The sequence below is a fragment of the Neorhizobium sp. BETTINA12A genome, from assembly GCF_023006485.1.
In the GTDB taxonomy this organism is placed as follows: domain Bacteria; phylum Pseudomonadota; class Alphaproteobacteria; order Rhizobiales; family Rhizobiaceae; genus Neorhizobium.
Genome location: NZ_JALBGW010000007.1, coordinates 21359 through 33502, shown reverse-complemented (window position 1 = coordinate 33502; position 12144 = coordinate 21359). Strand labels below are relative to the sequence as shown.

13 protein-coding genes are annotated in these 12144 nt (G+C 62.2%); 6 read left to right on the top strand and 7 right to left on the bottom strand.

What is annotated here, in order from left to right; genetic code table 11:
* The first annotated feature begins 118 nt into the window (after nucleotides 1-118).
* The gene (locus tag MOV61_RS03715; protein WP_247135600.1) at nucleotides 119-808 is read left to right on the top strand and encodes a MerR family transcriptional regulator; all 690 of its coding nucleotides are present in this window, start codon (nucleotides 119-121) and stop codon (nucleotides 806-808) included.
* A 9-nt stretch (nucleotides 809-817) separates the two neighbouring features.
* On the opposite strand, the gene MOV61_RS03710 is transcribed toward MOV61_RS03715, so the two are convergent.
* Nucleotides 818-1942, bottom strand: a complete 1125-nt coding sequence (locus MOV61_RS03710) for an ATP-dependent RecD-like DNA helicase (protein ID WP_038543408.1) — start codon at nucleotides 1940-1942, stop codon at nucleotides 818-820.
* 190 nt (nucleotides 1943-2132) lie between these two features.
* On the opposite strand from MOV61_RS03710, the gene MOV61_RS03705 reads away from it, so the two are divergent.
* Genes MOV61_RS03705 through MOV61_RS03695 form a run of 3 tightly spaced genes read left to right on the top strand, consistent with a single transcriptional unit; the run spans nucleotide 2133 to nucleotide 3842 of the window.
* A complete protein-coding gene (locus MOV61_RS03705; protein ID WP_038587428.1) occupies nucleotides 2133-2510 on the top strand; it encodes a lipoprotein in 378 nt (125 codons plus the stop codon).
* Nucleotides 2494-3054 (top strand): RNA polymerase sigma factor, encoded by a 561-nt coding sequence (locus tag MOV61_RS03700; protein ID WP_247135599.1) that lies wholly within the window; start codon nucleotides 2494-2496, stop codon nucleotides 3052-3054. Before MOV61_RS03705 ends, MOV61_RS03700 begins: the two co-directional genes overlap by 17 nt.
* Nucleotides 3051-3842 carry an anti-sigma factor gene (locus MOV61_RS03695; protein ID WP_038543414.1) on the top strand — a complete coding sequence of 264 codons (792 nt, stop codon included), beginning with the start codon at nucleotides 3051-3053 and terminating at the stop codon, nucleotides 3840-3842. The genes MOV61_RS03700 and MOV61_RS03695 overlap by 4 nt, the downstream gene beginning before the upstream one ends.
* A 3-nt stretch (nucleotides 3843-3845) precedes the next feature.
* Here MOV61_RS03695 and MOV61_RS03690 read toward each other — a convergent pair whose 3' ends face one another.
* From MOV61_RS03690 to MOV61_RS03675, 4 genes are read right to left on the bottom strand one after another with little or no spacing between them, the layout of a single operon-like run.
* Nucleotides 3846-4217, bottom strand: a complete 372-nt coding sequence (locus tag MOV61_RS03690) for a nitrile hydratase accessory protein (RefSeq protein ID WP_038543417.1) — start codon at nucleotides 4215-4217, stop codon at nucleotides 3846-3848.
* A complete protein-coding gene (gene nthB, locus MOV61_RS03685; protein ID WP_038543419.1) occupies nucleotides 4204-4863 on the bottom strand; it encodes a nitrile hydratase subunit beta in 660 nt (219 codons plus the stop codon). Before nthB ends, MOV61_RS03690 begins: the two co-directional genes overlap by 14 nt.
* A complete protein-coding gene (gene nthA, locus MOV61_RS03680) occupies nucleotides 4860-5510 on the bottom strand; it encodes a nitrile hydratase subunit alpha (RefSeq protein WP_038543421.1) in 651 nt (216 codons plus the stop codon). Before nthA ends, nthB begins: the two co-directional genes overlap by 4 nt.
* Before the next feature lie 10 nt (nucleotides 5511-5520).
* Nucleotides 5521-6114, bottom strand: coding sequence for a LysE family translocator (locus MOV61_RS03675; RefSeq protein WP_247135598.1), 594 nt, complete (start codon nucleotides 6112-6114; stop codon nucleotides 5521-5523).
* Nucleotides 6115-6288: 174 nt separating this feature from the next.
* On the opposite strand from MOV61_RS03675, the gene MOV61_RS03670 reads away from it, so the two are divergent.
* Nucleotides 6289-7131 carry an aldo/keto reductase gene (locus tag MOV61_RS03670; RefSeq protein ID WP_247135597.1) on the top strand — a complete coding sequence of 281 codons (843 nt, stop codon included), beginning with the start codon at nucleotides 6289-6291 and terminating at the stop codon, nucleotides 7129-7131.
* Nucleotides 7132-7204: 73 nt separating this feature from the next.
* Here MOV61_RS03670 and ilvN read toward each other — a convergent pair whose 3' ends face one another.
* Nucleotides 7205-7777, bottom strand: a complete 573-nt coding sequence (gene ilvN / locus MOV61_RS03665) for an acetolactate synthase small subunit (protein WP_038543428.1) — start codon at nucleotides 7775-7777, stop codon at nucleotides 7205-7207.
* Nucleotides 7778-7827: 50 nt separating this feature from the next.
* On the bottom strand, nucleotides 7828-9621 hold the full coding sequence (locus tag MOV61_RS03660) for an acetolactate synthase 3 large subunit (RefSeq protein ID WP_247135596.1): 1794 nt from the start codon (nucleotides 9619-9621) through the stop codon (nucleotides 7828-7830).
* A 399-nt stretch (nucleotides 9622-10020) separates the two neighbouring features.
* On the opposite strand from MOV61_RS03660, the gene MOV61_RS03655 reads away from it, so the two are divergent.
* Nucleotides 10021-12138 (top strand): ATP-binding protein, encoded by a 2118-nt coding sequence (locus MOV61_RS03655; protein ID WP_247135595.1) that lies wholly within the window; start codon nucleotides 10021-10023, stop codon nucleotides 12136-12138.
* Nucleotides 12139-12144 lie beyond the last annotated feature (6 nt).

The window sequence follows — 12144 nt, the reverse complement described above, 5'->3', positions numbered from 1 at the left end:
CATTTCAATCGGGTCCGCATTTTCAGTACCGAGGTTCCATCCGAGAGGTCCGACGCAATGTCGCAACCTTTAGATGCATATTCGACCACACCGCCGACTTCAGGCGCAAGGGGACTCGATGCGGAGCGATACCATGCAGGCCATGACCGAAAATGCGCCGCCGGCGCGAGCAGCCCATTATTTTCCTCCTCTTCCCCAGGTCTCCCTTCCGTTTGAAATGCCGAGCCAGCCCGTGGCGATCGCCGAAATGGCGGATCTCTTCGGCGTCACCCACCGCACCCTTCACTTCTATGAGGAAAAGGGCCTGATCACCGCCCGCCGCTCCGGCAGCATGCGGGTCTATGACAGGGTCCAGATCCATCGCATGGCGGTCATCAATGCCTGCCGCGAAATCGGCATTCCTGTGGCGGTCATCCAGGAACTGATGGAAGAGCTTGCCAGCGCAACGTCGGAGACGGAAGCCAACGAGACGTTCCACAACATGCTGGCCCGGCGCAAGCGGGAGCTCACCTCCGACATTTCCAATATCCGCCGGCAGATGCAGCAGATCGAAAACCTGCTGGTGGCCGAGGAAGAAGAGCAGGCGCTTGCCAGCCCCAAGCCGATGTCCCTGGTTCTGAGCGACATCGAGAAACGGTGCTTGGGGCTGATGGCCGAGGGTTATTCGGCACCACGGCTCGCCCGCGCGCTCAACCTCGAATTCGAGGAACTGCGCCGGATGGAGGATGACATCATCCAGAAATTCCAGGCGACCAACCGCTTCCAGGCGGTCGCCAAGGCGATGCTGCTCGGTTTCGTGCCGAACTGACCGGCTTCTTTAGCGGACGATCGTCAGCGTCTCGGCTGCGCGGGTGATCGCAGTATAAAGCCAGCGCTCCCGGCTATCCCGGAAAGCCCAGCTTTCATCGAACAGCACGACATTGTTCCATTGCGACCCCTGAGCCTTATGAACGGTTAGCGCATAACCGTAATCGAACTCGTCGTAACGCTTGCGGGTCGTCCAGGGGATTTCCCCTTCCTGCTCTTCGAACGCCTGTTTCAGAAGCTTGATCTTGGCCGCACCGCGATCCATGTCGTCGTCTTCCGGCCGGATCATCAGGTTGATGCCGGGCTTCACCGTCTCGCGCGACGAACTCATCACTTGCCAGAGCGAACCGTTGAGCAGGCCCTTGGCCGGGTCGTTGCGCAGGCAGACCAGCTTGTCGCCGGATTGCGGATAGTCGGCCGTAAAACCTTTCAGTTCCCGGAGCCGCTGATTGTAGCGCTTGCGGGTCTTGTTGGTGCCGACCAGAACCTGGTCCGCCTCCATCACCAGCGGCTGCGTCACCTCATTGCGGGAGATCACCTTGGCGGTACCGTAGTCGCCATACATGATCTCCTTGCCTTCGCGCACGTCCATCGCCAGCTTGATGATCGGGTTGTCGCGCGCCTGGCGGTGGATATCCGTCAGCAGATAGTCCGGATCCTGTTCGGTGAAGAACCCGCCGCCGGAAACCGGCGGCAGCTGGCCGGGATCGCCGAGCACCAGGATCGGCGTCCCGAAACTCATCAGGTCCTTGCCGAGCGCCTCGTCCACCATCGAACATTCATCGATGATGATCAGCGCGGCCTTGGCGACCGGGCTCTGGCGGTTGATCGAGAACATCGGCGAGATCGACGTCTTGCCGGCATCGTCCTCGACCGCCTCCTCGCCGCGCGGCCGGTAGATCAGCGAATGGATGGTTTTCGCGTTTCGCGCCCCGCGCGAACGAAGAACCTGCGCCGCCTTACCGGTGAAGGCTGCGAACAGCACCTCGCCATCGACATTTTCGGCGAAATGTTTGGCAAGCGTGGTCTTGCCGGTGCCCGCATAACCGAACAGCCGAAAGACCTGGCTGCGCCCCTCTTTCAGCCATTGTGAAACGGCCTTGAGGGCCTCGTCCTGTTGCGGTGCAAATTGCATGGCGGGACTTGGCAGGATTCTGCGTCCAAGCGCAACCGAAAAAGAACGAAAGATGAATCAAAGGCCGGGATGAGCGGTTCGATCATCTCCGAAAAAATCTTTGGTCCTCGACGGAATAAATCCGCCCCTGCCGGTGTCTTGACTTCGGTGGCCGATGTGAGGCCGCCATTCAAAACCAGGGAGACGATCCATGAAGACCTTCATTCTCGTGCCTTTCGCGCTCGCAGCGCTGACCTCGGTGGCCTTTGCCGCCGGCCCGTTCAAGACCGTCAAGACCTCGACCAAGGGCGAAGTCCTTGCCGGTGAAAAGGGCATGACGCTCTACACCTTCAAGAACGACAAGCCCGGCACCTCCAATTGCTACGACAAGTGCGCCACCAACTGGCCGCCGGTCATGGCCGCTTCCGATGCGAAGGCTGATGGTGCATACTCCATCGTGACCCGCAAGGACGGGGCCAAGCAGTGGGCGAAGGACGGTATGCCGCTTTATTACTGGGTCAAGGACACCAAGGAAGGCGACACCACCGGTGACGGCGTGAACGGCGTTTGGGATGTCGCAAAGCCCTGATCAATCCACTTCCGGAACGGCGCGTGAGGCACAGGCTCCCGCGCCGCTTTCCTTCGAGACGCAGATCCTAGCCCTCCTGCCCTCGCTCAGGCGCTATTCGCGCAGCCTGACGCGCTCGGACACGGAGAGCGAGGACCTGCTACAGGATTGCGTCGAGAAGGCGCTGGTCAGCCGCGGCCAATGGCGCGGCGCGAATTTCAAATCCTGGACCTACAGGATCATGACCAATCTTCACCTCAACGCGCGACGGTCGATCGCGCGGCGTCCGTCCGTCGGCATCGAGGAGGCCGAGAGCTTGGCTGCGAGCACGAGCGCCGACGATCCCTTGGAAAAGAACCGCCTCGTCCAGGCACTGGAGACGCTGCCGAAGGATGCGCGCGCGGTGCTGATGCTGGTGGTCGTCGAAGGTTATGCCTATCAGGAAGTCGCCGAAATGCTCGAAATTCCGGTCGGCACCGTCATGTCGCGTCTGTCGCGGGCGCGCCAGGCTTTGCGGGAAAAAATGCGGGAGGAAAACGTCATACCATTGCGGAGACCACGATGACCGAAGCCGGATCCGGATCCGTATCCGAAGCGGAACTGCACGCCTATGCCGACGGCTTCCTCGACGAGGCCAACCGTGCCCGCGTGCAGAGTTTTCTGGCCGAAAACCCGGACGCCGCGCAGATGGTGGCAGACTGGCAAGAGCAGAACGACGAATTGCGCGCCGTCTTCGCCGGTCACGAACGATCGAAACCGACCGATATCCAGCTTCTCACCGGTGGCCTGGCGCGCACCGGTATCTGGCCGTCCCGCCGCTTGGCTCTGGCAGCCGCCGCAGTTCTGATCTTCGCAGCCGGCGCGCTCGGCGGCCATTATGGCCCGCTTCTGTTCGAACGCCCGGATATCCAGCTTGCCGAGGCCGAAATCCTGCCCCGCGAGGCCCGCAACGCCTTCCTCGTTTATGCAAGCGAAGTGCGCCACCCGGTGGAGGTGTTTGCCAACGAGGAGACGCATCTTGCGAACTGGCTCGGCAAGCGGCTGTCGATTGCCAATCTCAAAGTTCCGAACCTTCAACCGATGGGCTTCAAGCTGGTCGGCGGCCGCCTGCTGCCGGTCGGCGGCAAGCCGGGCGCGCTGTTCATGTACGAGGACCAGACGGGCCAGCGCCTGACCGTGCTCGTCGGCCGCAACAAGGAAAACCGCTCCACCAGTTTTCGCTTCGCCTCCGCCAGCACGGTCGAGACCTTCTACTGGATCGACGGCGAGCTCGGATACGCCGTCACCGGCGAAATCTCCCGCGATATGCTGCGCCGGGTCGCCGAGGAATGTTACCGCCAGTTTCCGAGCTGATCTTCAGCGCAGCGGATCGTTGGCAAGCTCGATCGGCCGGCCATGCGGCGTCGCCTCGGCGGCCCGCTGCCAGCTCTGCTGCAGGCTGAGGATCGTTTCGCTGTCCGCGACGCCCTTACCGACCAGCAGCCCGGAGAGTGCCGCCACCCAGCAGTCGAAATAGTCGCTGCCGTCATCGGCCCGACCGGGCTTGTGGACCTCGCCTGAAAGCGCTTCGGCCCATTCGCTCCAGCTGAATAGGCAGCGCTCGTGCAGATGCACCGTCATCGCGAAAGCTTCCGCGGCCCAGGGCTCCGGAAACACCGGATCACCCGCTGGTGACTTCGGCAATCCGGGCGACTGCGCCAACGCCGATCGGATTTCACACGCGCTCAAGATAGCTCTCCCAGGCATCGATCGAGACCGTCAGCGTCGGGTCGGCGCCCTCGCCCCAGATTTCTGGCCCGTCGAACACGACCGTATAGACCCATTGCGGGTTCTCGCCCTTGCCATGCGCATTGTCGTCCGGAAACACAAAGGAGCCCTGGACTGCCTCGACGACACCGGTCTTGGCGCGGGCATAACGCGGCAGCCGTGTATGTGTCTCGGGATTGAAATTGCGGGTCCGCACCCGGTCGCCCGGCTGGAACTGTGGTTCCGTCTCAACCGGGCGGTCGCAAGGTCCGCCCTTGGCAAGCACGCCCGCCACCATATCCGCCGTCAGGATACGCTTCGGCGTCGCCGGCTCTGCCTGCTTGCGACCCGCATCGATTTCCGCTCGCCCCGCAAACCCATGGCGTTCGAGCAACACTTCCAGCGCCCGCATCCAGATCTCGTAATAACTCGCGCCCAGATACTCCGCCGGCGGAATTTTTTCGCGCGCGTGCCGGCTTTCGTCGATGGTCCAGCCGCCGAGAGCACCACCGGACAGCGTCAGCCCCAGCGCCCGCTTCTCCCACTCGGCATGGAAATACGGCTCGTCCTTTTCCGGCGCCACCGGCCCGAAACCCATCTGCCCGCCGAGATCATGTGGCCCGTTCATGACCGCGGCCCCGCAATCGCCGTGCCGATCATCGCATCGCGGCTGACGAGATCGGCAAGCGCCTCCTCGCCGAGACCCTCCGTGCCTTCCGGCCGTTCGGGGATCACCAGATACCGCAGTTCCGCCGTGGAATCCCAGACGCGGATCTTCTTGTCCTCCGGCAGCGTCAGCCCAAATTCCGCAAGCACGCCGCGCGGATCGATGACCGCCCGCGAGCGATAGGCCGGCGCCTTGTACCAGACCGGCGGTAGGCCCAGCACCGCCCACGGGTAACAGGAGCAGAGCGTGCAGACGACGAGGTTGTGCGTCTCCGGCGTATTGAACACCGCCCGCATATGCTCGCCCTGCCGACCGGTGTAACCGAGGCTCGCGATTGCCGAGGTCGCATCCGTTCTCAGCCATTCGGCGAAATCCGGATCGCTCCAGGCCTTGGCGACCACCCTGGCGCCGTTGCGCGGGCCGATCTTCGTCTCATAGGTATCGACGATCACATCGATCGCCTTCGGATCGATCAGCCCCTTTTCGGTCAGCACCGTCTCCAGTGCTTTCACCCGCGCCTGCATGTCGCTGTAGCGGTTGTCGTGCCCATGATGGTGGTCATGCCCATGGTCGTGGTCGTGATCGTGGTCGTGATGATCTGCGGACATGGTTGTCTCCTCACTTCAGCATTGGCCAGAGACTGGCGACAAGCAAGAGTGCCATGGTGATGTTGAACCATTTCAGCCGCGCCGGCACCGACAGCCATTCGCGCAGCGCCGAACCGAAGCCGGCCCAGGTCGAAACGCTCGGCACGTTGACCGCGGCGAACGCCAGCCCGACGAGCATCACGGTCGGCAGGTAATAGTCCGGGTTCGTATAGGTCGCCATGGCGGTGACCGCCATGACCCAGGCCTTCGGATTGACCCACTGGAAGGCCGCCGCGCCAATAAACGTCATTGGTGCGGCACCCGTCTTGCCATCCGACAGGCTGCGTGACGTGCCGATCTTCCAGGCGACCCAGAGCAGATAGGCGCCGCCGGCGAATTTCAGGGTCGTATAAACGACTGGCACCGAATGCAGCAGCGCCCCGAGGCCAAGGCCGACCGCGATCAGCAGCGACAGAAAACCGGTACCGATGCCGAGCATATGGGGAATTGTCCGCGTAAAGCCGAAATTTACGCCCGATGCGAACAGCATCATGTTGTTCGGCCCCGGCGTGATCGAGGTGGTGAAGGCGAACAGGACGAGGGCCAGAAAGGTCTCCAGCGACATATTTTCTCCTAACGCCAATCCGCCCCGGTTATCTCGACCATCTCGTTTCCCGGACGGCCTGCCTTCCGGTGATAGGATCGTTGGCGGCGATCTTCAAGCGGAACTTGGCAACTTCAATCGACGCCATATTTCGATAAGATACCCATCTCCAGAAGCAACTGACCGAGGCCTTTCATGTCCGACATTCCGACAGTCATCCTGCCCTCCGGCATCTCGGTCCCGGGGCTCGGCCTCGGCACATGGCAGATGGGCGAGGACGGCCGTAAGGCCGAGGTAGAAATCGAGAGCCTGAAGCGAGGCCTTGATCTCGGCCTGACACTGATCGACACGGCAGAAATGTATGGCGAGGGCGGTGCCGAGAAGATCACGGCACAGGCGATCGCCGGCCGGCGGGATCAGGTGTTTCTGGTCAGCAAGGTCTATCCCTGGAACGCCAGCCGCAAGGGTGTCATCGCGGCCTGCGAACGCAGCCTCGACCGGCTGAAGACCGACCGGCTCGACCTCTTTCTCCTGCATTGGCGCGGCGAACATCCGCTGACCGAAACCGTCGCCGGCTTCGAGGAACTGCGCCGGGCCGGCAAGATCGGCGCCTGGGGTGTCTCCAATTTCGATCTCGACGACATGGAGGAGCTGATGGAGGTGCCGGATGGCGGAAACTGCGCCGCAAACCAGGTGCTCTACAATCTCTCCCGCCGCGGCATCGAATACGATCTTCTGCCCTGGTGCCAGGAGCGCGGCATTCCGGTCATGGCCTATTCGCCGATCGAACAGGGCCGGCTTGCCAGAAGCGGCGAACTGATCCGCATCGCCAAGGCCTATCAGGCGACGCCGGCACAGGTGGCACTCGCCTTCCTCTTGGAACGCGACGGCGTCATCGCCATCCCGAAATCCGCCAATCCGGACCGCGTCGCGGAAAATGCCGAGGCGGTCGACCTGGATCTCAGCGAGGCGGACTGGACAACCCTCGACGCCACCTTCCCGCCACCGTCGCGCAAGGCGCCATTGGCGATGATCTAGCGGAGATCGGGCGTTCGACGTTTCGCCATCAGCATGTCGAACGCCCGCAAGACATCGCTCTCCGCCCGACCCGTTACATCCCCTGCGGACCGCGGTTCATCGCCGCGATCCCGGTGCGGCAGACTTCAACCAGGCCAAGCGGCTTCATGATCGCCACGAACTGGTCGATCTTCGAGGATTTGCCGGTGATTTCTAGGATGAAATGCTCGACCGTTGCGTCAACGACCTTGGCGTGGAAGGCATCCGCGAGCCGCAGCGTCTCGGCGCGGTGGTCACCTTGGCCGACAACCTTGACCAGCGCCACCTCGCGCTCGATTGGCCGTTCCTGGCCAAGCGCATAGGCGCGAACCGTCAGGTCGACGACCCGGTGCACCGGCACGATGCGTTCGAGCTGCGCCTTGATCTGTTCGAGCACCGTCGGGGTGCCGCGCGTGACGATCGTAATGCGGGATAGGTGAGCTTCATGTTCCGTTTCCGAAACCGTCAGGCTCTCGATATTGTAGCCGCGGCCGGAAAACAGGCCGATTACCCGTGCGAGAACACCGGGTTCGTTGGCGACGAGAACCGAAAGCGTGTGGCTTTCGGCTTTCGCGGTCTCGGGGGCGATGAAGTAGGCGGAGCCGGTCGGTTGCTGATGCGCATTCATTATCTTAAGTCCATTTCCTCAGAAATTTGTTGAAGGATGTGCCGCCCGTCTCAGACGAGCTGGCGACCCTTGGCATCGATGGCATTGGCAACCGCTTCGTCGGTGGCTTCGTCCGGCAGCAGCATCTCGTTATGTGCCTTGCCCGAAGGGATCATCGGGAAGCAGTTGGCGAGATTGGCGACGCGGCAATCGAAGATCACCGGCTTCTTGACCGCGATCATCTCTTCGATCTTGTCGTCGAGCTCTCTCGGGTCGTCGCAGTAGATGCCGACGGCGCCATAGGCTTCCGCGAGCTTGACGAAGTCCGGCATCGCTTCCGTATAGGAGTTCGACAAGCGGTTACCGTGCAGCAGCTGCTGCCACTGACGGACCATGCCCATGTACTGGTTGTTCAGAATAAAGATCTTGACCGGCAGGTTATGCTGGATGGCGCAGGACATTTCCTGGATGCACATCTGAATCGACGCGTCGCCGGCAACGTCGATGACGAGGGCATCCGGATGTGCCACCTGAACGCCGATCGCCGCCGGCAGGCCGTAACCCATGGTGCCGAGGCCGCCCGACGTCATCCAGCGGTTCGGCTCCTCGAACTCGAGGAACTGTGCCGCCCACATCTGGTGCTGGCCAACTTCCGTGGTGATGTAGGTGTCATGCCCCCTGGTCGCCTCGAAAAGGCGCTGCAGCGCATATTGCGGCATAATGACATCGTTGGAATGCTTGTAGGAAAAACTCTTGCGAGCCCGCCAGCGGTCGATCTGGCTCCACCATTCCTCGGTCTGCCCCTTGGCCGGCTTCTTCGGCAGGGCGCGCCACAGGCGTATCATGTCTGCGAGAACACTGCCGACATCGCCGAGGATCGGAATGTCAACATGCACGTTCTTGTTGATCGAGGACGGATCGATATCGATATGGACCTTGCGCGAATTCGGCGAGAACGCGTTGAGGCGGCCGGTAATACGGTCGTCGAAACGGGCGCCGATGCAGACCATGACGTCGCAGTCATGCATCGCCATGTTCGCCTCGTAGGAGCCGTGCATGCCGAGCATGCCGAGCCAGTTCTTTCCGGAAGCCGGATAGGTACCGAGCCCCATCAGCGTCGAAGTGATCGGGAAATCGCTGAGCTCGACCAGCTCGCGCAGCAGCCGCGAGGCTTCCGGGCCGGAATTGACGACGCCGCCGCCGGTATAGAGGATCGGCCGGCGTGCCGAGGCCATCAGCTCGATGGCCGCCTGGATGGCGTTGATGTCGCCCTGGGTGCGCGGTTGATAACTGGTGTTCTGGGCGATCTCCGGCTTCGGCGTATAGGTGCCGGTCGCAAACTGGACGTCCTTCGGGATATCGACGACGACCGGCCCCGGCCGCCCGGTCTGGGCGATGCGGAAAGCCTCGTGGATGATGCCGGCCAGGTCGTTGACGTCCTTGACCAGCCAGTTGTGCTTGGTGCAGGGCCGGGTGATGCCGACGGTGTCGCATTCCTGGAAGGCGTCCGAGCCGATCAGCGTCGTCGGGACCTGCCCCGACAGGCAGACCAGCGGAACCGAATCCATCAGCGCATCCTGCAGCGGAGTGACTGCATTGGTGGCGCCTGGACCGGACGTCACCAGCATGACCCCGACCTTGCCGGTGGAGCGGGCATAACCTTCGGCCGCATGGCCGGCGCCCTGCTCGTGGCGAACGAGAATGTGCTGAATGTCGTCCTGCTGGAAGATCTCGTCATAGATCGGCAGGACGGCGCCGCCCGGATATCCGAAGATATGTTCGACGCCATTGTCCTTCAGAGCCCTCAGGACGATCTCCGCACCAGTCATCCGGTTATCTGGCGTCTGATTATTTGTATCCGTCATTGTCTTGGTCCATTCGCTGCTGGATTTTTTACCGGCGGCTCCTCCGAGCCGGATTGAAGGCATAAAAAAAGGCCCCTTGGAGGAGCCTGTCTTTCCGCGCATGGGTGGCTGTCGCCGGACGGTTACACCGTCCTGCCCATGCGCGTTCCCACCACAATAAGAGCGATCGAGATCTTCATGGCGCGAAGTGTTAGCCAGATAAATGTCGTTCGTCAACGTGGGCATGCGCCAAAAATCGTCATCAGTTTGATTTTGCTGCTCCGTTTCCACGCATTCGGCCGCGCGCTTTCCTATACGAGTTGTTAAGGCCGGCACAATATACTCCTCCTGTTTGGAGGGTAGCGACCCGACGGACGAGCCCTGAGCTGATCCGCCACCCCCAATAATAGGGGCCCGAGTTTGTTGAACAACGATCTGCAACGTTCCGCATCCGCAGGAGAGCAGGATCGTCGCGACATCCAGAGACCCGGCAACCGCATGCTTGGCCGCGTCGTCGCCTGCACCGGCTCGCACGCCACCATTTCCGCCGTTGCCGAACACGGCGAGACCGATCTTACCGAACTGTGGTCCGTCGGCCGGCTGATCTCCATCAGTGTCGGCGAAAACCGTGTCGTGGCACTTGCCTATGCAATGCAGACCGGCGGCAAGGAATGGAGCGAAAACGGCAACACCAGTTTCCACATCGAGGCCGAGCTGCTCGGCGAGGTGCGCAAGGGACCTGATGGTCGCGACGAGTTCACCGGCGGCATCTCGTGTTATCCCTATCTCGGCGCGGTCGCGCACCGCATTCGTGCCGCCGACCTTTCCCGCATTTATGATACCGGCAAGAATGAAACCTGCGTGGTCGGCAAGCTGACGCAGGACGACACGATCGACGCGACGATCCATATCCCGTCGATGCTGTCGAAACATTTCGCCATCGTCGGCTCGACCGGCGTCGGCAAGTCGACCGCCGTCTCTCTGCTCCTCCACAAGGCGATCGAGACCGACCCGAAGCTGCGCGTCCTCATTCTCGATCCGCACAACGAATTTGCCGCAGCCTTTCCGGATCACGCGGTCGTCATCGATACCGAAACGCTCGACCTGCCCTTCTGGCTGATGCGGCTCGAAGAGTTTTCCGAAGTGGTTTTTCGCGGTCGTCCGGCCGTGGCGGAAGAACTGGACATCCTGCGCGACCTCATCCCCGAGGCGAAACGCGCCTTCCGCGGCAACGAGACGTCGCTGATGCGTCGCTCGACGGAAAAAAGCTCGGTCACTGCCGATACGCCGGTTCCCTACCGTATGGCGGACCTGCTGGCCCTGATCGACGAACGGATCGGCCGCCTCGAAGGCCGCGGCGAAAAGCCCTTCCTGCGGTCGTTGAAGATGCGCATCCTGTCGGCGATCAACGACCCGCGCTATCACTTCATGTTCTCCAACAATACGATCAACGACACGATCATGGAGACGATCGCCTATATCTTCCGCATTCCCGGCGACGACCGGCCGATCTCGACCTTCCAGCTCGCCGGCATTCCCTCTGAAGTCGTCAATTCCATCGCCTCGGTCCTCTGCCGCATGGCGTTCGAACTGGCGCTCTGGAGCAATGGCGCCATCCACATGCTCGTCGTTTGCGAAGAAGCCCACCGTTACGTGCCGGCCGACCGTGAACTGGGTTTTTTCCCGACAAGGCAGGCCATCTCGCGCATCGCCAAGGAAGGCCGCAAATACGGCGTCTCGCTCGGCGTCATCACCCAGCGTCCCGGCGAACTCGACCAGACGATCCTGTCGCAGTGCTCGACCGTATTCGCGATGCGACTGTCCAACGACCGCGACCAGGAAATCATCAAATCGGCGATCCCGAATTCGTCGATCTCGACGACCAGTTTTCTGTCGTCGATCGGCAATGGCGAGGCGATCGCCTTCGGCGAGGCGATCTCCGTGCCGATGCGCATGCGGTTTTCCCGCGTCGAAAAGAAATACCTGCCCAAGGCCAATGGCGTCGCCGACAAGGGTACGGAGGACACGCCGGATACGGTCGACCTGCGCACCGTGATCGCCCGCATGCGCGCCGTCAGCGGCCCGGATATTTCCGCCTTCCAGCAAAGCTACGCCACGGCGACGGCGCCCTTCCCGGAAGGCGCTTCCGATACCGAGGAGGACGCCGATGACGATTTCCCGCCGGCAGGCGATGCCGAACTCGATCGCTGGAACCGGGAGATCCGCTCGACCGGCCATGTGACGATCAACCCCGCACCGCCCATGGCGACCAACCCGCAGCTGGAACCCTATCGGCCGGAAATGCTGCCGCGCGCGGCGGCACCCGAACAACCCTTAGCGCCCCGACCCGACCGTTTCGCAGAACTGCGCCGCGACCGTCCGCCTGAGCAGCCGCCCTACCAGCCCGCACCTCCGACATTCCAGCGTCCGCTGGCACCCGAAGGCGCGCCGCGCCCGAACCCGCTGCTCCGGCGCGAAGGATCGCTGCGCGAAAGCCTGCTGAAGAAACCGCTGAGCAGCCTTTACGACAAGGACTGAGCCGGT

Excerpts from the sequence above, each read along its gene's own strand:
- MOV61_RS03715 (WP_247135600.1), top strand. The coding sequence starts at position 119 with ATGCGGAGCGATACCATGCAGGCCATGACCGAAAATGCGCCGCCGGCG.
- MOV61_RS03710 (WP_038543408.1), bottom strand. The coding sequence starts at position 1,942 with ATGCAATTTGCACCGCAACAGGACGAGGCCCTCAAGGCCGTTTCACAA.
- MOV61_RS03705 (WP_038587428.1), top strand. The coding sequence starts at position 2,133 with ATGAAGACCTTCATTCTCGTGCCTTTCGCGCTCGCAGCGCTGACCTCG.
- MOV61_RS03700 (WP_247135599.1), top strand. The coding sequence starts at position 2,494 with ATGTCGCAAAGCCCTGATCAATCCACTTCCGGAACGGCGCGTGAGGCA.
- MOV61_RS03695 (WP_038543414.1), top strand. The coding sequence starts at position 3,051 with ATGACCGAAGCCGGATCCGGATCCGTATCCGAAGCGGAACTGCACGCC.
- nthB (WP_038543419.1), bottom strand. The coding sequence starts at position 4,863 with ATGAACGGGCCACATGATCTCGGCGGGCAGATGGGTTTCGGGCCGGTG.
- nthA (WP_038543421.1), bottom strand. The coding sequence starts at position 5,510 with ATGTCCGCAGATCATCACGACCACGATCACGACCACGACCATGGGCAT.
- MOV61_RS03675 (WP_247135598.1), bottom strand. The coding sequence starts at position 6,114 with ATGTCGCTGGAGACCTTTCTGGCCCTCGTCCTGTTCGCCTTCACCACC.
- MOV61_RS03670 (WP_247135597.1), top strand. The coding sequence starts at position 6,289 with ATGTCCGACATTCCGACAGTCATCCTGCCCTCCGGCATCTCGGTCCCG.
- ilvN (WP_038543428.1), bottom strand. The coding sequence starts at position 7,777 with ATGAATGCGCATCAGCAACCGACCGGCTCCGCCTACTTCATCGCCCCC.
- MOV61_RS03660 (WP_247135596.1), bottom strand. The coding sequence starts at position 9,621 with ATGACGGATACAAATAATCAGACGCCAGATAACCGGATGACTGGTGCG.